Annotated in this window: 22 protein-coding genes; 12 read left to right on the forward strand and 10 right to left on the reverse strand. The window is 57.0% G+C overall.

Annotation, left to right across the window (positions count from 1 at the left end; all coding sequences use genetic code 11):
* Positions 1-7 precede the first annotated feature (7 nt).
* The 6 genes from HCU74_RS03035 to HCU74_RS03060 all read left to right on the forward strand — a co-directional run bounded on the left by HCU74_RS03035 (position 8) and on the right by HCU74_RS03060 (position 6,397).
* Entirely contained in the window at positions 8-805 is a 798-nt protein-coding gene (locus HCU74_RS03035; RefSeq protein WP_168448911.1) for an enoyl-CoA hydratase/isomerase family protein, read from the forward strand.
* Positions 806-870: 65 nt separating this feature from the next.
* Complete coding sequence (locus tag HCU74_RS03040) at positions 871-1,665, forward strand: enoyl-CoA hydratase/isomerase family protein (protein WP_168448912.1); 795 nt, start codon at positions 871-873, stop codon at positions 1,663-1,665.
* A gap of 49 nt (positions 1,666-1,714) precedes the next feature.
* Positions 1,715-2,575 (forward strand): MaoC/PaaZ C-terminal domain-containing protein, encoded by an 861-nt coding sequence (locus HCU74_RS03045; RefSeq protein WP_168448913.1) that lies wholly within the window; start codon positions 1,715-1,717, stop codon positions 2,573-2,575.
* 120 nt (positions 2,576-2,695) lie between these two features.
* Complete coding sequence (locus HCU74_RS03050) at positions 2,696-3,901, forward strand: acyl-CoA dehydrogenase family protein (protein ID WP_168448914.1); 1,206 nt, start codon at positions 2,696-2,698, stop codon at positions 3,899-3,901.
* Positions 3,894-5,117, forward strand: a complete 1,224-nt coding sequence (locus tag HCU74_RS03055) for an acyl-CoA dehydrogenase family protein (RefSeq protein ID WP_168448915.1) — start codon at positions 3,894-3,896, stop codon at positions 5,115-5,117. The genes HCU74_RS03050 and HCU74_RS03055 overlap by 8 nt, the downstream gene beginning before the upstream one ends.
* Positions 5,118-5,179: 62 nt before the next feature.
* Positions 5,180-6,397 (forward strand): amidohydrolase family protein, encoded by a 1,218-nt coding sequence (locus HCU74_RS03060; RefSeq protein ID WP_168448916.1) that lies wholly within the window; start codon positions 5,180-5,182, stop codon positions 6,395-6,397.
* Between the two features lie 198 nt (positions 6,398-6,595).
* On the opposite strand, the gene HCU74_RS03065 is transcribed toward HCU74_RS03060, so the two are convergent.
* The 3 genes from HCU74_RS03065 to HCU74_RS03075 form a co-directional block, all read right to left on the reverse strand.
* Positions 6,596-7,486 (reverse strand): FAS1-like dehydratase domain-containing protein, encoded by an 891-nt coding sequence (locus HCU74_RS03065; RefSeq protein WP_168448917.1) that lies wholly within the window; start codon positions 7,484-7,486, stop codon positions 6,596-6,598.
* A gap of 199 nt (positions 7,487-7,685) precedes the next feature.
* Complete coding sequence (locus HCU74_RS03070; protein ID WP_168448918.1) at positions 7,686-8,438, reverse strand: alpha/beta fold hydrolase; 753 nt, start codon at positions 8,436-8,438, stop codon at positions 7,686-7,688.
* Complete coding sequence (locus HCU74_RS03075) at positions 8,435-9,295, reverse strand: alpha/beta fold hydrolase (protein ID WP_168448919.1); 861 nt, start codon at positions 9,293-9,295, stop codon at positions 8,435-8,437. The genes HCU74_RS03070 and HCU74_RS03075 overlap by 4 nt, the downstream gene beginning before the upstream one ends.
* Positions 9,296-9,536: 241 nt before the next feature.
* On the opposite strand from HCU74_RS03075, the gene HCU74_RS03080 reads away from it, so the two are divergent.
* The 5 genes from HCU74_RS03080 to HCU74_RS03100 all read left to right on the forward strand — a co-directional run bounded on the left by HCU74_RS03080 (position 9,537) and on the right by HCU74_RS03100 (position 15,580).
* Positions 9,537-10,724, forward strand: a complete 1,188-nt coding sequence (locus tag HCU74_RS03080; RefSeq protein WP_168448920.1) for an acetyl-CoA C-acyltransferase — start codon at positions 9,537-9,539, stop codon at positions 10,722-10,724.
* Positions 10,725-10,736: 12 nt separating this feature from the next.
* Entirely contained in the window at positions 10,737-11,528 is a 792-nt protein-coding gene (locus tag HCU74_RS03085; protein WP_168448921.1) for an enoyl-CoA hydratase/isomerase family protein, read from the forward strand.
* A gap of 50 nt (positions 11,529-11,578) precedes the next feature.
* Positions 11,579-12,403, forward strand: a complete 825-nt coding sequence (locus HCU74_RS03090) for an alpha/beta fold hydrolase (RefSeq protein ID WP_168448922.1) — start codon at positions 11,579-11,581, stop codon at positions 12,401-12,403.
* Positions 12,404-12,454: 51 nt separating this feature from the next.
* Positions 12,455-13,852: a WS/DGAT/MGAT family O-acyltransferase gene (locus tag HCU74_RS03095; RefSeq protein WP_168448923.1), complete on the forward strand. Its 1,398-nt coding sequence runs from the start codon at positions 12,455-12,457 to the stop codon at positions 13,850-13,852.
* A gap of 129 nt (positions 13,853-13,981) precedes the next feature.
* On the forward strand, positions 13,982-15,580 hold the full coding sequence (locus tag HCU74_RS03100) for an aldehyde dehydrogenase family protein (protein WP_168448924.1): 1,599 nt from the start codon (positions 13,982-13,984) through the stop codon (positions 15,578-15,580).
* 72 nt (positions 15,581-15,652) lie between these two features.
* On the opposite strand, the gene HCU74_RS03105 is transcribed toward HCU74_RS03100, so the two are convergent.
* The 7 genes from HCU74_RS03105 to HCU74_RS03135 all read right to left on the reverse strand — a co-directional run bounded on the left by HCU74_RS03105 (position 15,653) and on the right by HCU74_RS03135 (position 24,627).
* Positions 15,653-16,357: a hypothetical protein gene (locus HCU74_RS03105; protein WP_168448925.1), complete on the reverse strand. Its 705-nt coding sequence runs from the start codon at positions 16,355-16,357 to the stop codon at positions 15,653-15,655.
* Positions 16,358-16,406: 49 nt separating this feature from the next.
* Positions 16,407-18,734, reverse strand: coding sequence for a TonB-dependent receptor (locus tag HCU74_RS03110; protein WP_168448926.1), 2,328 nt, complete (start codon positions 18,732-18,734; stop codon positions 16,407-16,409).
* A gap of 30 nt (positions 18,735-18,764) precedes the next feature.
* Positions 18,765-20,348: a GMC family oxidoreductase gene (locus HCU74_RS03115; RefSeq protein ID WP_168448927.1), complete on the reverse strand. Its 1,584-nt coding sequence runs from the start codon at positions 20,346-20,348 to the stop codon at positions 18,765-18,767.
* A 34-nt stretch (positions 20,349-20,382) separates the two neighbouring features.
* Positions 20,383-21,069, reverse strand: coding sequence for an SDR family NAD(P)-dependent oxidoreductase (locus HCU74_RS03120; protein ID WP_168448928.1), 687 nt, complete (start codon positions 21,067-21,069; stop codon positions 20,383-20,385).
* Between the two features lie 25 nt (positions 21,070-21,094).
* Positions 21,095-22,276, reverse strand: a complete 1,182-nt coding sequence (locus HCU74_RS03125; RefSeq protein WP_168448929.1) for a lipid-transfer protein — start codon at positions 22,274-22,276, stop codon at positions 21,095-21,097.
* Positions 22,277-22,354: 78 nt separating this feature from the next.
* Complete coding sequence (locus tag HCU74_RS03130; RefSeq protein WP_168448930.1) at positions 22,355-23,218, reverse strand: SDR family NAD(P)-dependent oxidoreductase; 864 nt, start codon at positions 23,216-23,218, stop codon at positions 22,355-22,357.
* Between the two features lie 101 nt (positions 23,219-23,319).
* Positions 23,320-24,627, reverse strand: coding sequence for an amidohydrolase family protein (locus HCU74_RS03135; protein WP_168448931.1), 1,308 nt, complete (start codon positions 24,625-24,627; stop codon positions 23,320-23,322).
* 303 nt (positions 24,628-24,930) lie between these two features.
* Between HCU74_RS03135 and HCU74_RS03140 the strand changes: the two genes are divergently transcribed.
* A complete protein-coding gene (locus tag HCU74_RS03140; protein ID WP_168448932.1) occupies positions 24,931-26,160 on the forward strand; it encodes an alpha/beta hydrolase in 1,230 nt (409 codons plus the stop codon).
* Positions 26,161-26,170: the final 10 nt, after the last annotated feature.

Below are 26,170 nucleotides of genomic sequence, written 5' to 3' on the forward strand. Positions count from 1 at the left end.
CATTACCATGTCTTTTTTTGATCGTTATGAATTCTTCAAGTTTGAGCGTCGCGGCAAGGTGCTTAACATCATTCTCAATAATCCGGAAAAGCTGAACGCCTTCAGCGAAACCGGCCATAAGGAGTTGTCGCGGGTGTTCTTCGACGCGGCGGAAGATCTGGAAAGCGAAATCATCGTGGTGAGTGGCGCAGGTCGTGCCTTTACCGCCGGTGGCGATCTGGAATATATGCAAAAGCTGCGGGACAACCCCGAGCTGATGCATCGCACAATTCGCGAAGCCAAGCGTTTTGTTTACACCCTGCTGGACTGCGAAAAGCCGGTAATCTGTAAGGTCAATGGCGATGCGATTGGCTTGGGCACTACGCTCTCATTCCTGGCCGACATCACCTTTTCTACCGAAGACGCCAAGTTCGGCGACCCGCACAACAACGTTGCGCTGATTGCCGGCGATGGCGGCAGCGTGATCTGGCCCCAACTGATGGGCTATGCCCGTGCCAAGCACTACCTGTTCACCGGTGAAGTCTTAAAGGGTAAAGAAGCTCAGGAAATGGGCCTTATTCACAAGGCGCTGCCCGCCGAAGAGCTGGATGCTGCAGTGGATGCCTACTGCGACCGCCTGTTGGCAATGCCCATCCAGTCAGTGCGCTGGACCAAGCAAGTAGTGAATATTCCCCTGAAGCAACTGGCCCACAGCATGATGGATGCGGGTATGGCCTACGAGCATATCGCTGGTCAGACAGAAGACCACCAGGAAGCGATCAATGCCTTCCGCGAGCGTCGCAAGCCGGTTTTCACTGGAAAATAAACCGCAGCTGGTCGTGTCGGGGCGGATAACACCCGCCCCTGACAATAGTCATAAGGCGAAAAAGCATGAGTGACCTGACAGATTCCGGTAGCCCGATCACCCTGAACAAACAGGGGGCGATCAGCCTCATTCAACTGAACAACCCCAAGCGGCGCAATGCGCTCAGTCGGGAAATGACCACGCTGTTGGCCGATGCCCTGCGCGAAGCCCATGCAGATGAGGAGTGTCGCGCCATTGTGCTCAGCGGTGCAGGCGAACATTTCTGTGCCGGTGGCGATGTTTCGGCGATGCAGGCGGAGCGACCGATTCTGGGCTCTCGTCTGCGCATCGAACACGCCCATCACATTGTGCGCCTGTTAGCAGCCGGGCCAAAACCGGTGGTGTGCGCTATTGAGGGCGTTGCCTACGGGCTGGGTATGTCTCTGGCACTGGCCTGCGACATTGTGGTGGCCGCTGAAGGAAGCTCAATGTGTGCGGTGTTTAACAAGGTCGGTCTGGTCCCGGACATGGGTTTGATGTGGACCCTTGCCCAGCGGGTCGGGGTGGCGCGATCCAAACAGCTGTGCTTCAGCGCCGAGGCGATTGATCTTGAGTCGGCGCTGGGCCTTGGTCTGGTAGACCACCGCGCGGATAAGGGGGCGGCTGTGGCGGTAGCCCTCGACCGCGCGGCGGCCTTTACCCGGTCGGCGCCGATGCCCATTGCTCTGGTCAAGGCGGCCTATGCCAAGGGCTTCGGCTCACTGGAAGACGCCCTGCGCGCTGAAGTGGACTACCAGCCAGCGCTGTATCTCAGCGCTGACCACCAGGAGGGTGTTAACGCCTTCTTTGAAAAAAGAAAGCCCGAATTCAAGGGCAAATGAGCTGCCCTGGATAATTGGGTCGAGCCTCACTGACAGGAAAGAACACATAATGGCATCACGCTACAAAGACTTGTTGGCACTTGAAATACCGGAAAAAACCGTGCACTACACCGCACGGGATTGCCAGCTGTATGCCTTGAGCCTGGGCCTGGGGACAGACCCCCTCGACCCGGCGCAATTGGCCTTTGTCTACGAAAAATCACTGCAGGTACTGCCCAGCCTGTCCATGACTTTGGCGCACCCGGGATTCTGGGCCAGGGATCTCGACACCGGTCTGGACTGGGTAAAAATTCTCCACGCAGGGCAGTCTATGGTTGTGCATCAACCGCTGCCGGCTGAGGCGGATATTGTTGCCCGCAGCCGTGTGGTGGATGTGCTCGACAAGGGTGAGGGCAAGGGCGCGCTGGTGTATTTCGAGCGTCAATTGATTGATCGCCAAACCGACACCCTGTACTGCACGATGGTGCAAACCATGTTCTGCCGCGGTGATGGCGGTATGGGCGGCAATCCCGAATTGCAACCGGTGGTACATCGAATACCGGAGCGCTCTCCCGATACAGAGTTCAGTTGGGCAACATCGCCGCAAATGGCGTTGTTATACCGACTCAACGGCGACATGAACCCCCTCCATGCGGATCCGGATATTGCCCAAAAGGCCGGTTTCAAACAGCCGATACTTCAGGGCCTGGCCAGTTTCGGTGTGGCCTGTGCCAGCCTGATTCAACAGTGTTGCGAGAATGACGCGACACGGCTGTTGAGTATGGAGTGCCGATTCAGCGCGCCGGTTTATCCCGGTGAGACCCTGCGTACGCAAATGTGGCGTGAGAACGAAGGTGTCTATTTCCGCGTTTTGGTCGAGGGACGGGATGCGAAGGCCATCGACAACGGGTTTATGGCAATTCGCGCCTGATCCCAGGGTTCGCTTCACAATTGGGACGGTTAGTGCTGGACGATAAAGATGTCCTCCAGAGCAACACAAGATAATAACGATTGGTTAACGCGGTAAACCGCAAACACAGGGGCCATGACTATGCAGTTTGCAGACGATGGCAGGCTCGACGACTTTCGTCGCGAGGTCAGAGAGTTTCTTCAACATGCGCTGCCTGACCACATCGCCAAGCGCGGTTTGCAGGCCTACCACGAGCGCAAGGACGAGGTGCAGTGGTGGATGAGCCAGCTCAGCGCGCGCGGCTGGTCTGCGCCAAACTGGCCTGTGGAATATGGTGGCACCGGTTGGTCGCCGCGACAGCAATTGATATTCGATGAAGAAAGTATGCTGGCGGGAGCGCCCCAGCGACCCATTGTGGGTTTGTCTCTGGTGGCACCGGTATTGATGGCCTTTGGCAGTCAGGCGCAACGGGATCAACACCTGCCAAAAATTCGCAGTGGTGAATGTTGGTGGGGGCAGTGTTTCTCGGAATCCGAGGCCGGCTCTGACCTGGCGTCGATGGCCACCCGCGCCGTGCGCGAAGGCGACGGATACAGGCTCAATGGCAGCAAAATCTGGACGACCCTCGGGCAGTATGCCGACTGGGCAGTGGTACTGGCGAAAACTGACACTCGGTGCAAGCCGCAAAAAGGCATTTCGTTTTTTCTGGTTGACCTGTCATCGCCGGGAGTGACCTGTCGCCCGATCATCTCCCTTGAAAAGGGTCACACACTGAATGAGTTCCATTTCGACAATGTGCTTGTGCCCCTGGAAAATCGAGTCGGCGAAGAGGGCGAGGGCTGGCGATATGCCAAATACCTGTTACATCGGGAGCGCGCCTGGAGCGCCGAAATACCTCGCAACAAGGCCCTTTTTCAACGGGTGGTAAGCCTGGCGAAACAAGCATTGGATGGGCCGCCGCGTATTGACGACCCGGTGTTCCTGCAACGCCTGACCGAGCTGGAAATTGAGTTACAGGCGCTGGAGTTTCTCACCCTGCGGGCAATGGCGGAAGAGGTCAACGGCGATGACAGCCCCTGGCAGCCAGGAGCCATGCTGCACATCAAGGGCTCGGAGCTACAGCAGGCGCTGGGGCAATTAATGATGGATGCCCTGGGTTCTTATGCGGCCAATTACTATCCTGATGCCGAGCAGAGAGGAGCGCCACGCCCCCCGGGGCCGAAAGGTGCAGACGGTGTCGCCTTTGACTTCCTTTATCGACATGCCACCACAATCTACGGCGGCAGTAACGAAATTCAGCGCAATATTATCGCCGGTGCACTGCTCAAGGAGGGACAGCATGGCTGAGCTGAATTTCGCCCTGAGTGACGAGCAGCGTTTGCTGCGGGATAGCTGCGAAGGATTTGTACAAGCGGAATATTCCCTGGCGCAGCGCGCAGAGTCACTGGAACATCCGGCTAACGCCGTGGAGCTATGGCAAAAATTGGCCGAGCAGGGGTATTTCCATCTTGCCGTGTCTGAGGCTTTGGGAGGGCTGGCGCAGGCCGACGCGGCGCTGGAAAACCTCGCGCTCACCGCCGAGGTGATGGGCACGGCATTGATGGCGCTGCCTATGGCCAATGGGGCGATTTACCCGGCGCGTTTGTTATCCGGGTTGGTGGAGGCCGGGGTCAGTCAGTCAGTCTGCGAGGGGCTGATCGAACCCCTGCTGTCCGGCGGTGGGCCCATCTATGTCTGCCCCGTTGTTGCCACCCAGGAGAATGGCGTACACGTAGGCAATGGCGCGGTGGAGTTTGCCGCAGCGCTATCCCGTAGTGAAACTCTCGGCGGCGAAGCGATCAGTTTTAGCGTGGAGTCGCTGGTAACAATGACGGCTTCGCCTTCGGGAAGTGATAGCCACGGCCTCAGCGGTTCATTGTTGTTACTGGTGCCCGATGGCGAGAGTTGCCAGTTGATATCGTTGCCCCTCGATGATCCTCGGCTGAGCCGACACCATTACCGCCTGCTGGATGACAGCTGGGCGATGACGGTGTCCGGTCACGATATCGATGTATGCGCTGGCGTGCGGGTAAGCGCCGCTGCAGCGGCGGCAGCATTGACCGATGCGGAGGCCGCAACAGGGCTTGTTGACTGCGCTATGGCTCTCGGTGCCATGACGCGAATGGTCGATGATAGCCGCGACTACCTTCTGCTGCGACGTCAGTTCGGGCGACCGCTTGCTGAATTTCAGGCCCTGCAACACCGGCTGGCGGATATGGCCGTCGCCCGTGAAATGGCCCGTGCCCATCTGCATCGCGGGTTGAGTGTCAGCAGGCAGTCACCGCTGAATTTTCTGCGGGCGGAGCGTGCCTGCCGGGTGCAGACAGCCAAAAGTGCCTCGCTGATCGGTCGTGGCGCAATTCAGTTACACGGGGCGATTGCCCTGAGCGAGGAGCACCACATTGCCCATTACTATCGCAGCCTGGTGGTCTTTATACAGGAGCGCAGGGGGCTGCAAGCCGCCTTGACCTTCTGTCGAAATGCGCTGCGCGACACGGTGACAAACCAACATGCAATCTTGTAATACCACCCGCTGGCCTCGCATCCACACGCCGGCACAATGATAACAACTCAGGAGTAAATGCTATGTCCACCGATAAAAGTGCGACTTTCACCCGCGACGATATCGACTTCCAGGTATGGGACGCCGACAGCCATCTGTATGAAAGTGAAGAGGCGTTTCTGCGCCACTTGCCAAAAAAGTTTTCCCGTGATTTTCAGTTCATCGAAATTAACGGGCGCAAGAAACTGGCGATTGACGGGGTGATAACCGATTATATTCCCAACCCGGATTTTGCGGTGGTTGCCTCGCCCGGCGCCCACGAGAAATGGTATCGCGGCACCAATACCGAAGGCTTGTCGATGCGTGAACTCAGCGGTAAGCCGCTGGCGCCGCCGGAGCCTTGGCGCACGGGTCAGGGCAAGCTGGCGGAACTGGATGACCAGGGCATTCACGCGTCGATGGTATTTCCTACCCTGGCTTCTGTGGTCGAAGCTCGTCTGGGGCACAAGCCCGAATCCATTGCCGCCCTGTTTTCTTCCCTGAACAGCTGGGTAGAAGACGAGTGGGGCTTCTCTCGCAGCGAGCGTCTGTACCCCGTGGCGATGATAAACCTATCGAATGTTGAACTTGCGGTAAAGGAGTTGGAAATCGCTTTGCAAAGGGGTGCGCGAGTGGTGGGGGTACGTCCCGCGCCGGTGCCCGGTCCGCTGGGCGGCCGCTCCCCCGGCGATCGCGAGTTTGACCCCTTCTGGGCGAGGGTTAATGAAGCGGGTATTTTTGTGTGCCTGCACGCCTCCGACTCCGGCTACGATGACCTCAGTCGGCGGTGGGAAGGTGGCGCGAAAGAGTGGATTCCCTTTGAGCCAACTCCCTTTAAAGCCTGCCTTGATGCACTGGGCCGGGCGATCAGTGACAGTTTATCGGCACTGATTTGTCACGGTGTGTTCGAGCGCTTCCCCAACGTGCGGGTGGTGTCGGTGGAAAACGGTGCTCACTGGCTGCCGTCGCTATTGCAGCGGCTTGGACGAGTCTACGGACAAATGCCAGGGCATTTCAAAGTGCATCCGGTAGAGCAGTTCCGCAAACACATCTTTGTTGTCCCCTTTTACGAGGACAACATCGCCGAGTTGAGTACGTTGATTCCGGTCGAACGAATTCTGTTCGGCAGCGACTTCCCCCACCCCGAGGGGCTGCCTCATCCACTGGATTATGTGCGTGAGTTTGCAGTATTGCCGCAGGCGGATATTCGCAAGGTGATGAGTGAAAATCTGCAAGGACTGTTGCGCGGCGCGCGGGACTAAGGCTCTGCTTGGCCCGGGATGAACACGGCCCGGGCCTCACCGCTGTTCGAAAAAAGCAGAATTAAAGATCAATAAAGCAGCGTCTAATCGTGATGATTTCAGTTGGGCGCGACGCTGCGGGGAATCATACCAAACGGCAAACAAAAAAGGGGCAGCGCGAAGCCTCACCCCAAAAGCGTATCATGTTGGATCATCCGCTCAGGCGGGTTCAAATTCCAGTAGACCGTTGTCCATAACCACTGCCTCGCGTTCGACGCAGATCACTCTGAAATAGGCCTTTCCGGGCGTGGTGTCGAACCACAGTTCCGTGCGCAGGGTCTCGTCGGCAAATACCGGTGCTTTGTAGCGAAGTCCCATATGCTTCATCCGCGCAGCCTGATCGCCGCAGGCCATGTTGAGCAGCGCACGGCCCGCCACACCAAAGGCGCAGACACCGCGCAAGGGCGGCTTGCCTTCGGCGCCGGGAATGTTTTTCAGCGCGCCGACAAACTGTTCGCCCAGATGATAACGGGTGTTGTCTCGGCTCGGCGTTGATAGCGTCAGCGTCACATCCGGCGCGCGATCGCTGGGGACTTTTACCGGCGCTGGGGTGGTTGTTTCCGTGCCGCCAAAACCACCATTGGCGGTGAGAAAGGTGCCGATACGTATTGTTGCTACCGGGCCTTCGTCGTCGCTCAGTACCCGGCTTTCATACATAAACGCACCCTTGCCTGCACCCCGATCGTAGATTTCATCTACCTGATAGGTGGCGGTCAGGGTTGCCGCAGCGGGAAGCGGTCGATGCAGGGTGATGGATTCTTCGGCGTGGAGCGTTTTGCGCCAGTTGATCCCGGTGGCTGGGTCCATTGTCCACATAGTGCCTTCATTCAGCACGATGGCCATGGTCGGTATAGCCGCGACGCCATTTCCCTCGGCAAGGTACCTGGCCTCCGCTTCAGCAACTGTACTGTCGGTGCCTGCGCCGATGCCCAGCGCATAGGCGCGGCAGTCGTCGGCGCTATATGACTCCGTCAATGGGGAAAAGACCCAATTCTTAACGGTGTCGTAGTTTAGCGGTTGATCCGCGGCTGGCGTGGCTGTGGCTGTCATGTTCGGCATTCCATTTGGGCGCATAGCGGTGCGCTGGGTTTTCTGAATATGCCGTAACTATAACTTATAAATCGTCAGTTTTAAATATCGAACTTGGCGAGTAGCCTGAATAAGAGCGGATAATGTGCGTGGTTTTTCGTTATGGGATCGTGCTTGTATGAATAACGGTATTTCTGTTTTTGGGGGTGTTCCCGGCGATTTAACCGGGAGTGTTTGTGGCTGGGGCGGCGGTTAATTTCACCAGTGTTGCGGCGACCAGTTCCGGCTCGGCGATCATGGCATCGTGGCAGCAGTTCAGGGATTCAATACTGTCCACGCCGCCCAGATTGTCGATGTAGCTTTTTTGTCTGGCCGGACTCAGGGCGCGGTCCTGCTCAAGCATTATCCAGTGGCGGGGGCAGGCCGGCATGTTCCGCCGGGAAACCGCTTCGCTGGTGATGGAGGTTGCCTCGCGGCACAGGGTTTGTACTAGGTAGCGTTTTTGTGCAGCGGTCATGCCGTTGCCGAACACCCATTTGGCGAAAAGGCCGGGCATCGGGCGCATGGTGGCGAGATGACGGGCCGCCAGACGGGAGATGATCGACATGGGCGGATCGAGGGAGTCGATAATACTGCGGCCCTCTTCGGGAATGCAGCAGCTCATGAAAACCAGGCTGTGCAGTCGTTGTTCGCCAAGTAACGCGGCAATGGCAGGCAGGCTGATGCCGGCCATGGAGTGACCCACCAGTGTGAGCCTGCCACTGAGTTGGTGGTCGGCAATTTGCCGACACACACTCTCGGCACATTGTGCGATGGTCAAGGTGCCCAGATTGCCGGGTTCGCCATTGCGTCCGGGTAAATTCACTGCCAGGGCGGGGAGGTCGGTCAGCCGTTGCAGAGCGTCGAGGGTGGGCTGCCAGCAGCGAGCATCGTGCTGGCCGCCGTGGACAAATACAAATCCGTCAGTCGTCATGGCAAAGGCTGCTCATCAAGAAATGTGATTAATGCCTCGCTGGCCATATCATTGCGGTCACCGGCAACCATGTGGCCAGCCCCGGCAATATCGACAAACTTCAGGTGGGGAATGTCCCGTTTAAGCTCGTCTACGCTGTCCATACTAACAATGGTGCTGAGTTGCCCGCGAATTAACAGGCAGGGTTGGCTGATAAGTGGCGCGGCCTGTTGCATCAGGCTGCTGAGTTCGTGAACTTTTTGCTGCCAGTCTCCGGCGATAAAGTTCGGGTCCCAGTGCCATCCCCAGCGGCCGTCGTCGCGTTTGCGCAAAACCCGTTTAAGCCCCGACAGGCTGGCAGCCCGTTTGCGATTCGGGCTGTGCCGGGCAATATTCTGCTGGGCTTCTTCCAGATCGGCAAAACCATCGGGATTTGCACTCATAAATTTAACGATACCTTCGGCGCCAGCGATTTCTATGGTGGGGCTGACGTCTACCAGTACCAGTGCGCGACACAGTTCTGGCCGCCGCGCGGCCAATAGCAGCGACAGAGCGCCGCCGACAGAGGCACCGACAAGTATGGCTGGCTGAGGGAGCTGTTCGCAGCAACGCTCAACGTCGGCGAGGAGGGTGGTGAAATCGTAGTCGCCACTGGGGTCCCAGTCGGATTCGCCGTGGCCGCGCAAGTCGATGCTGATCGCCCGGTAACCATTGTCGGCCAGAATCCTGTTGGTGCTCTGCCAGGATTGGCGAGTCTGGCCGCCGCCGTGGAGCAGAATAACGCTGGGGCCATCCTGAGGGCCGATGGCGTCGGCTTTCAGTTTAATGTCATTTTTGCCGCGAAGTTCCAGTTCGCAAGCGGCACTACTGCCGGTCATGGCGTCGGTCCTTATGTTTTTACAAAGCGTGTAGCAAAATAACATATCATTACTTTGCTGGGGAGGCACTGCATTGCTCTGAGGAAATACACGGGATGTTAGTTTGGTATTGCAGTGGTGGTTGTCAGCTGGCGACGGGAATAGTGCAACATCGCAACGATGTGCTTTAACTAAAAATGACTATGTGTTAGTTTGTGGTTTTGTATACAAACATAGTTTGCGGTAATGCTCAGGAGGCAATGTGCGCGAAGCGGTGATAGTGGCAACAGCCAGAACCCCCATTACAAAGGCCTATAAAGGCGCGTTCAACAACACAAAATCCCCCAGTATTGCGGCAGCGGCCATTCGCGCAGCGGTTGAGCGGGCAAAGCTCACTGGCGAAGAAGTAGAAGACCTTGTTATGGGTTGCGTACTGACCGCGGGTACCCAGGGCCTGAATGTTGCCCGGGCATCGACGCTGGCCGCTGGCTTGCCGGTCACAGTGCCGTCGCAGACCATTGACCGCCAGTGCTCCTCCGGATTGATGGCGATTGCTATTGCCTCGCGGCAGGTGATGGTTGAAGGCATGAATATCGTGGTCGCGGGTGGGGTGGAAAATATCACCGCGATGAATGCGCCCTATTTCAAATGGGCGCGGGACGAGCGCGACCCCTCGGTGTTGAAGTATCACGAGCATGCTTATATGCCGATGCTGGAAACGGCTGAGTTTGTTGCGAACAAATACAAGGTCAGTCGAGAGCAGCAGGACGCCTACGCGCTGGAATCTCAGCTGCGCATGGCGCGGGCTCAGGAGCAGGGCTGTTTCGACGATGAGATTATTGCAGTAACGGCCAATCAAATGTTTAAGGACAAGGAGAGTGGCGAAGTCAGCTACCGCGATGTCACCGTTGCCAAGGACGAGGGCTGTCGCCCAGGCACCACTTTGGAAGGACTGTCGTCGCTCCAGCCTGTGGTTGAGGGTGGTTGTGTGACAGCCGGCAATGCCAGCCAGTTGTCGGATGGCGCATCGGCCTGTGTGGTAATGGAAGCCGCAGAGGCGAATCGTCGAGGTCTGGCTCCGCTGGGTCGGTACGTTGGTATGGCGGTAATGGGTAACGCGCCGGAAGAGATGGGTATTGGCCCCATCTACGCCATTCCCAAATTACTTAAGCAACACGGCCTTACCGTGGACGATATCGGCCTGTGGGAACTGAATGAAGCCTTTGCTGTTCAGTGTCTCTACTGCCGTGATTACCTGGGTATCGACCCCGAACGTTACAACGTAAACGGCGGTGCGATTGCAATGGGCCACCCCTACGGTATGAGTGGTTCGCGCATGGTAGGCCACGCCCTTATTGAAGGCCGTCGCCGCGGAGTGAAATACGTGGTGGTGTCCATGTGCATCGGTGGTGGCATGGGTGCGGCCGGTCTGTTTGAAGTGCTTTCCTGAGGCGGTATTGCGATGAGTGAAACAAGTCGTCCGGTGTTATTGAGCATCGATGGCCCGATTGCCGAAATTACCCTGAATCGCCCTGATTCACTGAATGCGGTCAATGTCGAAATGGCGGTGGCCCTGCGTGATGTGGTGGCGGAGCTTGGCGAGCGAAAGGATGTGCGGGTAGTGTTGTTACAGGGCGCTGGCCGCGTGTTTATGGCCGGCGGTGACCTCAACTACTTCCGCGCCGCGGAAGATAAGCGAGCGGCATCTGACGCTCTGATTCAGCCGATTCACGATGCTGTCGCGGCCCTCTCCGCATTGCCGCAAATTGTTGTTGCGAGTTTGCACGGTGCGGTGGCCGGGGCGGGCATGAGCCTGGCGATGATTGCCGATCTCGCGGTGGCGGAGCAGGGCACGGTGTTTAATATGGCCTATGCCAAAGTCGGAAACAGCCCGGATTGCTCTGGCTCCTGGTCGCTGCCGAGAATTGTGGGGCTGCGCAAGGCCCTGGAAATCGCCCTGTTGTCTGATGATCTTTCCGCCGAAGAGGCCCTGCGATTGGACTTGATTAATCGCGTGGCCGACAAGGGCAACGGGGGGCTTGTAGCCCGTGAAATGGCCGAAAGAATCGCGGCCATGTCACCGGCCGCGATGGCCAATATCAAATCGCTGATGCGCCGCAGCCTTGACACCAGCCTCGAAGACCAGCTTGACGCCGAGGCCAAGGCCTTTGCCGATACGGCGTGCACCCGCGATTTCAGCGAGGCATTGGACGCCTTCTTTGAACGCCGTAAACCCGAATTTACCGGCAGTTAGTTTGGCGGCGTTACGCCGCCCACCTGCCAGCTGACAGGCAATAAAAATATATGACCGCTATAGAGCAAAAAGAACACTTTGTTTGCGCTGATGGCGCGCAACTGCGGGTGATTGAGTGGCCGGCACTGTCGGCCGATGCGCCAACAGTATTATTGGTGCACGGCTATCGCGCCAACGCTCACTGGTGGGACTGCATCGTGCCGGAACTACTCGGCAAATGCCGTATGATTCTGCCGGAGTTTTCCGGTATGGGCGGCAGTGAAGCGAGATCTGAGTACGCGCGTAATCAGGGCGCGGAGGATCTATGCGCAGTAATTGAACACTTGGACCTGTGCCCTGATTGGGTGCTTGCCCACAGCTGGGGTGGGCACCAGATGGCGCATGTAGTGCGTAAAATGCCCGAGCGCATCGGACGGCTGGTGTGGATCGACAGCTTCTTAATGGTGGATATCGATGAGGAGCTTCCGGACGGTCCCCCGATTGGAAATACCCGTGTATACGAAGATAAAGATACCGCAGTAGCGCGTTTTCGCACTTCACCGCCCCAGCCGATACCCGAATCGGTACGCCAATCTCTGGCGGCAAATTCCCTGCGCAAGACTCCGGAGGGCTGGGTGTGGAGCTACGACTCAGCATTGCCCATGCTTGAGCCTCAATATGAAGACGAAGTCCTGTTGAAGGACTTGCCAGTAACAAGCTACTACATACTGGCGGGCAGCAGCCCGGTTGTGGGCCCGGCTCGAGCAGAGCGTATCGCCGCCCTCGCCGGCAGCAAGGCGCTGATAACGATTGCTGGCGGGCACCATCATGTGATGCTTGATGCACCGGATAAATTACTGGCAACGTTAAAAGGCCTGGACAACTTTCCGCTATAATTCGGGGCTACTTTAAATAACAATGAAATTGCCGACGACGGAGAAGAGGGTATGCAACAACTGAGTCCGATTGATGCGCTGATGCTGTATATAGAATCGGCAAATGCGCCCAATCAGCTAAATCCGATTATTATCTACGAGCCGGATACCGACAACGGCGGCGTTGTTCGCTTCAAGTCCATTCTGCAAAACATCGAATCCCGCCTGCACCTGGCGCCTAGCTTTCGTCGCAAATTGGCTTTTCCCCCGTTGCATCTCGATGATCCCTACTGGGTCGACGACGAGAATTTCGATCTCGAATTTCATGTTCGCCATATCGCTCTGCCCAAACCCGGCGATTGGCGACAGTTTTGCATTCTTGTGTCGCGGCTGATCGCTCAACGGGTAGACCTTAGCCGGCCCCCGTGGGAAATTATTGTGGTAGAGGGTTTGGACAATATCGAAGGGCTGCCGCCGGGCTGCTTTGCGGTGCTCTATAAAATCCATCATGCCTGTATGGATGGTGTCTCTGGCGCGGAATTATTGTCTGTGCTGCAGGACTTGAGTCCCGATGGCAGTGGCTACCGCCCGGCGCCCGATTGGCAGCCGGAGCCCGCGCCTGGTCAATACCAGTTGCTGTTCCGCGCCGGTAAAAAACTGCTAAGCAGGCCTACTCACACCCTGGGTGTGGCGAAAAAAATCCTGCCGATATTGCGAGCAGGAAAGACCGTCGAAAAGAAAAACAGTGCCGGATTGCGCGTGCCACACACGCGGTTTAACAGCACGCCGAGCCCCCACCGCGCCTTTGAAGCCTGTTTTTTCCCCTTGTCTGAGGTGAAAAAAATACGCGCGCTGGCCCCGCACTCGACGGTAAATGATGTCGCGCTAGCGATTGTTGCAGGTGGTCTTCGCCACTATTTACAGGCCAAGGAAGAGCTGCCGGACGATTCATTGGTGGCTGCGGTGCCAGTTTCAACTCGGAGTGACGCCAGTGGTGGTGGCAACGAAATCAGTGCGCAAACCACAAAGCTGTTCACCGAAATCGCCGACCCCCAGCAGCGGCTTGCTGCGATATGTGCCGCCATGCAGGAAAACAAGGCCTACCTCAACGCAGTGGGCGCCAAAGAGCTGGCCGGGCTGTCAACCATTATGCCGGGGCAGATGCTGGCGTACATGGCAAAAACAGCCTTGAGCCTGTCGGGCAAGATGGGGCGTGACCTGTTGGCGAATACCGTGGTCACCAATGTGCCGGGGGCTCAGGTGCCGTTGTACTTCACCGGTGCCAAAGCGATCAAAATGTTTGGCGGCGGCCCGATTTTGCTCAACATGTCGCTCACCCATGTGATCAGCAGCTACTGCGGTGAAATGGCCATCAATATCACCGCGTGCCGCAACCTGATGCCAGACCCGGCGTTTTACCGCGAGTGCCTGCAGCGCTCCTTCGACGAGTTACTACAAGCAAGCCTTTGACCTTGATAGGGGGTCTGTCCCCGGGGACAGACCCCCTATAATTTAATATTAAATCCACATTGTAGATAAATTGGGCGGCCTGGGAATTTCGGCTTACCTGAAATCAAAATGAGAGCAGAAACCATGACTATGAATACACAAATTGATGCCCCTGAAGTACGGGGGCCGAATCCGGCAAGCAACGTGATCGATTGCTATTCACCGGCGACGCGGGAGCCGCTTGGCAGTTTGCCGGTGGACTCGGCGGAAAAGGTGGCAGAAGTGGTCGCTCGGGCGCGCACGGCGCAGCTGGAGTGGCGTCAATCGACCTTTGCCCAGCGCCGAGAAGTGCTGGGGAATATGCTCGATTATATTCTCGCCCACTCCGATGACATCTGCGAAATGATCGTGCGTGACGCGGGTAAAACCCGTGAGAATGCGCTGATGGGGGAGGTGTTACCCGCTTGCGAGAAGCTGCGCTGGACGATGAAAAATGGTGAGCGCTATTTGCGTGATGAAAAGGTATCGTCGGGCTTGTTGCTGCATAAGAAGGCGCGCATTGAATACCATCCACGGGGGGTGATCGGTGGCATTATCCCCTGGAATTATCCCTTTCAGAATATGATGATGCCGGTGATTCCCGCTCTGTTCGCCGGTAACGCGGTAGTTCTAAAGCCCAGTGAGTGGGTGGCCTGGTCCAGTCAGCAGTTTCTTGACATATTTCACCAAGCGTTGACAGCCGCAGGTGCACCGGTGGATCTGGTGCAGGTTGTTCAGGGCTACGGTGAAACCGGCAATGCACTGGTACGTTCAGTGGATGGGGTTATTTTTATCGGCTCCTGTGGCAATGGTCGTCGAGTTATTCAAGCCAGCGCCGAAAGGATCATTCCGGTGACCATGGAGTTGGGGGGGAAAGACGCCTTCATCGTCTGCGACGATGCCAATATCGAACAGGCGGTGTCAGCAGCCATTACCGGCACGTTTCTTAATAGTGGACAGAACTGTATTGCGTCGGAGCGTATTTTGGTCCATGACCGGGTTTACGACGAGTTTGAGCGGCGAGCGGCGGCGGTTGTGGCGGAGTTCAAGCAGGGCAATCCAATGGGCGGCGGCTGTGTTGATATGGGCGCGATGAATACCCCGATACAGCTGGCGTTAGTGGAGCGCCTGGTGAATGAATCCGTCGCAGCCGGGGCCAGGCTGGTGACTGGAGGAAAGCGGGTGCTGACAGAACAGGGTGAGTTCTACGCGCCAACGATTCTTGCAGATGTAGATGCCAGTATGCCGATAATGCGTGAGGAAACCTTTGGTCCTGTGCTGGTGCTGTGCCGATTCCGCGATGACGACGAGGCGGTGGAAATTGCCAATAGCACGGACTTTGGCTTATCCAATAGCGTCTTTTCAGCCAATAATGCCCGGGCGAATAATATTGCACGGCGGGTCGAGTCAGGAATGTGTTCGATCAACGAGCTCGGTGGTATGACCTATTTTGCCGGTGATTTGCCCTTTGGTGGGGTGAAACAATCCGGCTTTGGCCGTATTGGCGGCCGCGATGGACTGCGTTCCCTGTGTCATGCCAAGGCGGTACTGGACGAGCGGGTACGACTGCCCTTTGCGATGAGTATGTTGCCTACGTCAGAGAAGACCTACGCCTCGGCGAATGCGGGAATTCGTATGATGTACAGCCCGCGTTTGCGGGATAAGTGGCGGGGGCTGCGTGACCTGATGGCGGCGCGTTCGGGGGATTAAGCGAGGTGGTAACTCAAGGGCTGCGCCATGCAGCCCTTGAGTGTTATGGCGTTGAGCCCTTGTTAAGCAGACCTAGCCAAACAAGCTGCGAATGGCAATAAGCGGTGTGCAAAGTGCCAGCCAGTAGCAGGCGTTCCATATGACGACCCAGAACAGAATACGTTTGACTGGAGAGGCCTGCAGTGAAGGGCCTGCCAGCGCCTCTATCCGCAGCTTGCCGCTGCTGTCATGCCAGTGCAAAAAGAATGACAACAACACCGCAAAGCTGGCGAAGGGAATGCCGGGATATAGCAGTGGCATGGTACCGGCGTCAGTGCGCAGGGCCGGGCCTATGGTTTCGGTGTAAGTCCACAGCCCAGCCTGGGCGACGGCCAGATACTCGGTGATCACGTTGAAGCCATATAACACCGGGCCGGCAACCACGGTACATGTGAGAAACAGTTTCCCCGGGGGAATCGATTTCGGCAACCGTGCCAGTAAAACGTGTATTGCGGTGAATGCCGCCCACATAAACACCGGATAAGCCGCGATATTAAACCAGGGTTTGTGCTCTATAGACCACAGGGTTTTACTCCAGGGCATCATATGAAAGCCGGGGTTCCATTCAAGAAAAGCGCCCCAGTCGGCATAAAACTCTTGCCAGAATATACTGGCTCCGCAAATAAAGTAGAGCAAGTGTCGGCTGAGTTGTTGTGTTTTTATTGAATGTGCCACGGCGAAGCCGAGCAAAGCCAGTGCACTGACAATCCAGAATATTTCAAAAGCGGCGGTAGACATGATAATTCTCCAAGGACAGGCGCGGGCTTAGCCGCGCCTCTTTGGTGACTTAGAAGTTCCACTGCACTGCAAAGGAGTAGTTTCGCGGTGGCGCCAGCGCTTCGAGTCGGCCATAGTCGTTGGGGAACTGGGAGTACGCGTAGGTGGTATCGCCAAGGTTTTTCACTGAGGCAGTCATGCGAAAGTCCCACTCTTCAATCCAGAAACTCGCCCGTGCATTGATCAAATGGTATTCCTCTTCAAGGAATACTGTGTTTTGTGGAAGATAGGCGTAGCCGGAGTTGTAGTAGCCATCCACCGTGAGTTCCAGCGGGCCTGGGTCGAACATAAGGGTCTTGCTCAGGGCGAGGGTGGCGGTGTATTCCGGGGTGCGCACCATGCGATTTCCGGTAAAGTCCTGGCCGTCCTGATAGGCGCCGGTGTCCTCGTCAAAACCAAGGCCATCCCGGTAGTCGGTGTACACGGCGTCGAGGTAGGCGCCACTCAGGGTCAGCACGAGATCATCGGTCAGGGAGGGCAGCAGTATTAAGCGGGAGTCGAAGTCTATCCCCTGTATGCGCCCGGCACCGGCGTTGTCAAAGGTGACCGTGCCACCGGCTTCCAATGATGAAAACTGAACCTGAATATTCTCGAGTTCGGTGTAGAAAACGGCGGTGTTCAACACCAGATTGCCCGACGGCGAGGTATATTTTGCGCCGAGTTCATAGGATTCGACGTTTTCTTCTTCGGCGTAGTCAATATCGTCAGTGATATTGATGGTGTTAAAGGTGCCGCTTTTGAAACCCTTCTGCCAGGAAAAGAACACCAACAAATCATCAAGAGGCCTCAGGTTAACCGCGACCTTGGGGGAGAAGTTTTCGCTTTCGACGTCGCGAATGCCCTCTCCGTCGTTGGCCCAGTCGAATAACGGCGTGGTGCTGCCGTCGGCATTCTCGATGCCGGTCGACGAGGCTACCACATAGCGCTCTTCGTACTGGTAGCGTCCACCCACGGTCAGCTCTGTCCAATCGTTGATAGTAAACGTCGTTTGGAAAAATGCCGCCCATGAGTCGGTGTCGAGAATACCCTGAAGATTAAGCGCGACGCCGGTCAATGCCGGAACAGGGAGTTGTTGTCCCGGTTCACCCAACAGGTCGCCGATCGGTACCGGGCCAACGTTACCCTGTCCGCCACCGGCTGCGCCAAAGCGTGGAAGCAGGCCGGCGGTGCTGTCGATAAAATAGAAACCGCCTATCCATTCCAGCCAGTCGCTGCCCCAGCTGCCTTCGTTGGAAATAAACTGCAGCTCTGCGGTTTTAACATCGGCGAACAGTGGCGCCTCAAAGGCGACGATGGATGCATTGGTGCCATCAAAGTCACTCTGTCCGAAATTCTCGAGGGTTTGGTGGCTGGCGAGCAGCTTGACATCCAGAGAGTCAAAGTAGGCATTCACCTCACCGAATACCACTTCGCTATCAATGTCGAAATTCAGCGGTGAGTCGACTGAAATCGTGTAGTCACGGGGCTGGGATTCCCCCCCTGCAGCTATTGTCTGATCTGAAGCGCGAGTGTTTCCGGCAAGGGTGGTGTTGTAACCGGATTGCCGGATTTTGACCGCGGCGAGGAGCAGGTCGTAATCCTCGTAGGCAAATTTCAGTTTCAGGCGGCCGCCAGCCGCGCGTTCCACATCCATATTTTGCTGGGTGGATTCAGGATCGAAGGTGTAATACTGGCCAGACTCGTTGTAGAACAGCGCCAGACTTGTGGCGAACCAGTCGGTAACAGGGGTGTTTATCAGTCCGGCCACTTTCTTGCTGTTGAAACTGCCGTAGCTAGCGTCCACCGAACCGTAGACCTCTTCAAAGTCCGGTGTCTCAGAAGTGATGCTGATCGCGCCACCGGTAGTGTTACGGCCAAACAGCGTGCCCTGTGGCCCTTTAAGTACTTCGATACGTTCCACTTTGCCGAAAGACTGAGCGAGGCCACTGGCGAAGGGGTAGTAGATGCCGTCGATATAGGTGGCCACACTGGGGTCGGCCATCAGGAAGGCATCGGAGCCCACGCCGCGCAGATAGATAATTGAGAAGCCGGTGGCGGAATTGTAGGTCAGACCGGGGGTCACTGCCTGTAAGTCTGTTGGGTCATCCACGCCCATTGCCGAGAGCATATCGCCGCTGAAGGCCGACACCGAGACCGGGATATCCTGCACATTTTCCGCCCGTTTGGTGGCTGTAACCACGACCTCCTCGATCAGTCGGCTGCGACTCTTTCTGGGTTCGTCGGCGGAATCCTGCGCCGAAACCTGCGTCGCAGCCAGACTGGCAAGAATCGCCAGGGTCAGTGCGCTTTTGCTGTGCCGGGCTGAAACCCGAGGGGGGGTAGCGGTTTGATAAGTCATGGTTATAGCCTTCCTGTTATATAGAATTTTTTAACTATTTTCGAGAATGAAATCGGCCGCGCGCCATCCCACCGCCATTGCAGGTGCGTTGGTATTGCCGGAAACCATGTCGGGGAATACCGACAGGTCGGCGACGCGAAGTTGTGCGATACCTTTTACTCGCAATTTTTCGTCCAGCACCGCATCGTCGCCGAGGCCCATTTGACAGGTGCCCGTGGCGTGCAGGGCGGTGGACCCTTTTTGTAGATAGTAGTCGATGATGTCGCTGTCGCTGACGACATCCGCGCCAGGTGACATTTCCCGTGGTTGATAGGGTGCCATCGCCGAGGATGCAAACAATTGGCGGGTCAGCCGAAATAAATCCACGGCATCTCGCTGGTCATCCTCGTGGGCGAGGTAGTTAGGCTGAATATAGGGTGCTTGTCTTGCGTCCGCAGATTGAATGCGCAAATAGCCACGGCTTTTGGGCTTAATGAGGTAGCTACAGGCAAGTACTCCAGGCTCTCGATCCGGGGTGACCTTTGTGCCGTGGCGGTCTACTGAAACCGGGGTAAAGCCGATTTGTGCGTTGGCTCGGGGAAGGTTTGCCGAGGTCTTGACCAGTGCGCTGGCTTCAAAGGCGCTATAGGCCATTGGGCCGTCCCGACGGAGCAGGTAGGTCAACAGGGTTCTGGTCAGCCCCAGTGGCCGCAGGGCGCTATTGAGACTGCCGTGGGAGACGCGATAGGTTGGCATAACACAGCGATGTTCAATCAGATTCTTGCCGACCAGTGGTGAATGCGCCTGCACCGGGATGCCCAGGCTTTGCAGAGCCGCAGCGTCGCCGATGCCGGAGCGTTGCAGAATCAGGGGTGAGGCAATGGCACCGGCGCTGAGAATAACTTCACGATTGGCGTAAAAATCCACTTGAGCGCCGTTGCGGGTGTTTGTCCGTACACCGGTGGCTGTTTGGTTTTCCAGTATCAGCTGCTGCACATCGCAGTGGGTTTTAATGGTGAGGTTTTTGCGATGACGAATAGGATGGAGAAAGGCGCGGGCGGCACTTTGGCGAAAGCCTTTGTAGATGGTGCGAGGCTGGTAGCCTGCGCCCTGTTCATCGACATCGTTGAGATCTTCGCAATACGGTGCACCGATTAATTCAGCACTGTGGATAAATGCGTCACAAATGGCCGAGCGAGTGGGGTGCTGGCTGACTCTGAGTGGCCCGCTATCGCCGCGATATTCCGCTGCGCCGAGTTCGTGGTTTTCGAATTCACGCATCGCAGCGCCGACCTCTTTCCAGCCCCAGCCGGGGATGCCGAGGGCGTCATAGTCGGCGGCAAAGCCGCGCATATAGACCTGTCCATTGACCGAGCTTGAACCGCCCAATACCTTGCCCCGTACCCACTCTTCCTGCTTGCCCTCATAGCCGGTGTGATCGATGGCGTAGCGGTGGAGGAGGCTGTCGCCTTCGAGAATTTTGGCGAATCCGCGGGGAATATGAATAAAGGGATTAAGATCGAGGCCACCGCACTCCAGCAGCAGTACCTGGCAGTCGGGCCTGGCACTCAATCTATAAGCAAGGGCACAGCCGGCAGAGCCGGCGCCCACAATGATATAGTCGAAGCGATTCATTATTTGTTTATGGCCTCATCGGTAAGTTGGTGCGTTACACGCGACCGGTCACCGGCAGCAGCGCGCCGGTAATGGCGTCAGCCTGTGCGGATAACAGGAAACACAAAACCCCGGAGAGTTGCGCAGGGGTCACCCAGGCTGAATAGTCGGCGTCGGGCATGTCCTTGCGATTCAGCTCAGTATCAATGACGCTGGGCAACACGGCGTTTACACACACGTTGTCGGCCTTGCACTCCTCGGCCAGTGATTCTGTGAGCTTGGCCACGCCGGCCTTGGCCGCCGCGTAGGGGCCGAAGCCCGCACCGGCTTTGGTTGCGCCGGCGGCGCCGATATTGACGATCTTGCCACGGCTGCGAATCATAGCCGGCAGTGCTCCGCGGCAGGCGTTACTGGCGGTCAGCACATTAATGCGGAACATTTTTTCCCAGCTGCCGGCGTCGCCATCGGCCAGGGTTTCCCAGCAAAAGCCGCCGGCGATATTGGCCAGACCATCGATGCGGCCGTATTGCTTTTCTATGGAGATGAACACATCGCGGCTCGCGGCGGCATCGCACAGATCGACGCCGCTAAAGCCCTCAAAGCCTTCCGCTTCAAGGGTAATGGTGGCGTAGTCCAGACCGATAACAGTGGCCCCTTCGGCCAGTGCAGTGCGTACCATCGTTGAGCCAACATTGCCTTGCGCGCCGGTGACAACGATGATTTTGTTCTCAAGTAGTGCCATGTTGCTGTCCTCTGTTGGCGGCGTTTCAGGCGCGTTTCAATACCGATACGACACAGGCGCCGCCGAGACCGATATTGTGCTGGAGGCCGATTTTTGCGCCCTCTACCTGACGTTCGCCGGCACTGCCACGCAGGTGCCAGCTGAGTTCTGTAATCTGCGCCAGACCGGTCGCGCCGAGGGGGTGGCCCTTTGACAGCAGTCCGCCAGAGGGGTTGGTGACGACACGGCCACCGTAGGTGTTGTCGCCGTCGAGCACGAATTTTTCCGCGCCACCTTCGGGACACAGTCCCAGGGCTTCGTAGCTGACTACTTCGTTAGTGGAAAAGCAGTCGTGTAATTCGACCAGATCGACATCTTCCGGCCCGACGCCTGCCTGTTCGTAAGCGGTTGCAGAGGCGCGGCGGCTGGCATCGGCGCCAATCGCATTGATCATGCTGCCACTGCTGAAACTGGCATCGGTGTCGGTGGTCAGGGCCATACCGGCAATTTCAATCAAATTGTCGAGACCGTTCTTTTTGGCATAGTTTTCTGACACCACAACAACCGCCGCGCCGCCGCAGGTAGGAGGGCAGCACATCAGGCGGGTCAAGGGGCCGAATATAGCGGGGGACGACATCACCTGCTCAAGGCTCAAAGGGTCAGTGAACAGGGAATAAGGATTGCGCGCGGCGTGGCTGCGGGCCTTGACCGACACGCGGCCAAACAGCTCGGCTGAGGCGCCGTATTTTTCCATGTATTCACGTCCGGCACCGCCAAAGTACTGGGCGGCTTGCATGGCCTTGTCATCCCAGCCCTGAATGCTGGCAACGGTCTGATCCAGACGGGCCGTGGTGGCCTTGCGGTCGCTGGTGTTGCTGGCCAGAGCACCGCTGGGCATCTGCTCAAAGCCTACTGCCAAGGCAACGTCAACGGCGCCGGATTCAACCGCTTGCTTCGCTAGGAACAGGGCAGTGGAGCCGGTGGCGCAGGCGTTGTTGACATTAATAACCGGAATTCCGGTCAGACCCACGGAGTAGAGTGCGGTCTGACCGGAGCAGGTGTCACCAAAGACAAAGCCGGCATAGGCTTGCTGAACATCGCGATAGTCGATTTTGGCGTCGGCAAGGGCAGATTGTGCCGCCTGTGCGCCGAGTACATCGTACTCGTCACTCTTGCCGGGTTTTGTAAATTTCACCATGCCGACACCGGCGATTAATGCTTTGCTCATAATATCTGCCTATATAACTAGCTGTTGTGTTGGGTGTTAAGGGCGGTGATGTCGTCACGCCCCGCCATGTGTTTACGCCTACTTGGCGAAGTCCTGAATGGTCAGGGTTGGCGCGTCAACGAAAATTGCGTCTGCGGCGGCAGCAATGCCTTCGGCGGTCAGGTCGGCATTTTCACCACGGCCGCGAATACCTTCGGCAGATACCAGCTTCAGTTCACGGATGCTTTGGCCTGAGGCAAACAGGCAGTGGCCGGTTTTGTTGCCCGACAGATCGCTGACCATGTACAACATGGCTTCAGCAACGTGGCTGGGGTCGAGGAGCTGCTTCTGCTCGTCGTTCATCAGCGGTGCAGTGAGGGCAGAGGTTGCGGCGGGGGCGAGTGTCCATACGCGAATACCGGCCTTGGCGCCTTCGATGGTGAGGACATTGGACATGCCAAATACACCGGCCTTGGCGGCGGCATAGTTCAGCTGGCCAAAGTTACCGACGAGACCTGAGGTGGAGCTGGTATTAACGATGACGCCGCCACCGTTTTCCTTCATCCAGGCAAACACCGGTTGGGTAACGGTGAACATGCCCTTGAGGTTAACGCCGAGCACGCTGTCCCAGTCGTTTTCAGTCAACTTCAGGAAGCTCTTGTCGCGCAGAATGCCGGCGTTGTTAATCAGAATGTCGGCGGAACCGAAGTTGTCCAGAGCGGTTTTCAACAGCGATGCGCCGCCTTCCATTGTGGAAATGTCGGCGGTGTTTGCTGCCGCTTTGCCGCCAGCGGCCACAATGCTTTGGGCAACAGTTTCAGCGATAAGAGCGCCATTCTCGTCCTTGCCCAGATCGTTGACCACCACGGCTGCACCGTGCTCGGCGAGGCGGCGGGCATAGGCTTCTCCCAGACCACGACCGGCGCCGGTGATAATTGCAACTTTGTTCTCAAGAAGAGCCATGTCTACTCCAGTTAAATGACTATGTGTCAGCTGTTGGTTCGTGCAAAAGCCCGTCGCGCGGGCGTACGGGCTTTTGCAGTAGAGAGGTTACGACGACGCGCTTAGCTTTTTGCGCCGACGTCCAGCATTTTGCTCAGCTGGCCGGTTACATCGCCAAAGGTGACGGGACCTTTGTGTTGTGCAGGGGGAACGCCCTTGCCTTCGGTGTTGGTGAAGCTCAGATCTACATCTTTCGCCTGGGCACGCAGAGCACCAACAGTGCACTCTTCCTTCTTCAAATGTTTGAACGGATCAAACTGGAAGGCTTTCATGGCATTCAGGTGAGTGATCATGTCGATCTCTTCATCCGGGATGTCCTTGATGCTGGGCCACAGGGTTTCCGGAGCTTTCGGCCAAGTGGAGTCAGAGTGGGGGTAGTCACATTCCCAGGTCATTTTTGACAGGCCGGCATCGTGGCGTACCTTGATGCCCACTTTGTCATCAATGAAGCAGGTGTAAACGTGCTTGAGGAACAGCTCGCTGGGCTTCATGCCACCAAAGTCCTGGTTGGTCCACACGTGACGCTCGTGAACGTAGTCGATACGCTCCAGGAAGTGAGGAATCCAGCCGACACCGCCTTCAGACAGTGCAAAGCGAATGTCCGGGAATTTGCGCAGAATTGGCGAGAAGGTCAAATCGGTGGCTGTGGCATAGAGGGACACAGGCATGTTGGCGATCATCACGTCAACCGGTGACTCGATAGAGGGTACTGCGTTGGACGCATCGGCGATGTGCAGGCAGATAACCACGCCGGTATCGCTACAGGCCTTCCACAGGGGATCCCATACCGGATTGTGCAGGCTGGGCAGGCCAGTCAGGCAGGGGTTCGGCGGAAAGGAAATCGCGTAGCAGCCTTTCTTGGCGATACGGCGAACTTCTTCCGCGGCGGCAACCGGGTCCCAGTTGCTGACGATGCCAACGGGAATGAAACGGCCGGGGTGAGCGCCACACCATTCGTCGATGTGCCAGTCGTTCCAGGCACGCACAATAGCCAGACCCAGTTCGCGGTCTTTTACCTTTTCCAGTGTTTGTCCGCCAACGCCGACAAAGGAGGGGAAGTTCAGGCCAGCCAGCTGGCCATTGACGTTCATGTCGCCAATACGAGCATCGACGTCGTAAGTGCCTTTGCGCAACTGAGCGAAGCCTGTTGGCTCAAAGCCGTATTCTTCCGGACGGCGCCCGGCAACGGCGTTCAGGGCAATATTAGGCACTGGCATTTCGCCAATCAACCACATGTCTTCGCCCTGCTCTCCCTGGACGACGCGTGGCATCTGGCCTTTGAATTTGGCGGGAGTGTGGCGATCAAACATGTTCGGCGGCTCAATGAGGTGGTCGTCGACGCTGATCAGGACCATATCGTCCATCTTCATACTGGCTTCTCCTTGACAGGCCAGCTTGGCTGGCGAGCTTGTTATCAGTTAGTGGTTAAAAATAACTAGTAGTCAGTTATAGTTTGGGCGCGCCGCTTAAATTTGTCAAAGTATTTTCTGCGTTACGGCCTAATAGTTGACATATTGTCAGTTATTGAGGTTAAAATCAATCCGCGCTCTAACGTAGCAGCACAGCGCTATGTTGTGACCCCGAACGGCTGTCCGGTCTATAGGTCGATGCCGTTATTTCTCGAAAATCGTATGAATACCAGCAGGTTAACTTACTAAAAGGGATTGGGTTGGATGATCATCTCGTTGAGCGTTCTGGTTTTAATGCTGTGCATGGCGGGGATCACGCCGCTGCGCTACCGCCAGCTTAAAGTGGCTGCACCGCTGTACTGGCTACTCAGTGTGGGGGGGCAGCTGATGGTTTTGCCCCTCACCGTGCTGGCGCTTGTTTTGGCGGTGGCGGGCCATGATTCCCGGGTATTTCCACTGGCGATATTGGCCGGTCTTGCCGGTCTCGCGGGCATAGTGCGGCAATGGCGGGTGCGCCGACAGGCAATCAAAACCGCCGAACGGCTTGGTCTGGGGGGCGCAAAGGATTTCGCTGTTGGTCCAATGGATGTCGCGCGTTGGTTGGGGGTCTTTTTTTGTCGGCGCCGAGGCTTGGTGATTAAGCGGGATGTCGCTTACGGTCAGTTTGTTGCGCAAAAAATGGATATTTATCGCGATGACAGACCCGGTGAGACACGCCCCGTATTGATTCATATTCACGGCGGCGCCTGGGTGACAGGGAAAAAAGGGCAGATGGGCCGCCCACTGATACACGATATGGCCCAGCGGGGTTGGTTGGTGTGCGATATTGAATACCGTCTGGGGCCGGAGCACCGCTATCCCGCCATGGTGGTCGATGTGCTGTGTGCCATTGCCTGGATCAAGGCAAACGCCGGTCGCTATGGTGGCAATGGCGAATTTGTTGCGGTCAGCGGTGGATCTGCGGGTGGGCATCTTACCGCGCTGAGCACCCTGTTGCCGGAGGCTCTGCGACGTGATTATGCGGCGGGGGCAAGCACCGACGTGCAGGCGGTAGCGCCGTGTTATGGGCGTTACGATTTCCTTGATCGCTTTGACATTATCAATGATCCCATCATTGCCAACTTTACCCGCGACAAGGTGATGCCCGGCGCGGTGGAAGATGTTGGTGAGGCGATCTGGCGCGAGGCGTCTCCAATCGACCAGGTAGGCCCCCATCTGCCAGCATGTCTTTTGGTACACGGCGGCGGAGACTGCATGATAGACCGGGACGAAGCGCGGGTGTTTGCTGAAGCTCAGGCTGCCGTTGCCGCCAACGACTTTGAGTTTTTCCTTGCTCCGGGCGTTCAGCACGCCTTCGACCTGGGTCACTGTATTCAGGCAGATGCTATTAACAGGCTGATCCAGCTGTTTTTGAATCGTTGTCATGCCCGGTTCTCTGAGTCCCGGCTGCAGGAATTCTCCGCCGCTGGCGACCGCGAATCCATCGCACCCTAAGCCCACGGCG

The organism is Spongiibacter thalassae (assembly GCF_012272835.1).
GTDB lineage: Bacteria > Pseudomonadota > Gammaproteobacteria > Pseudomonadales > Spongiibacteraceae > Spongiibacter > Spongiibacter thalassae.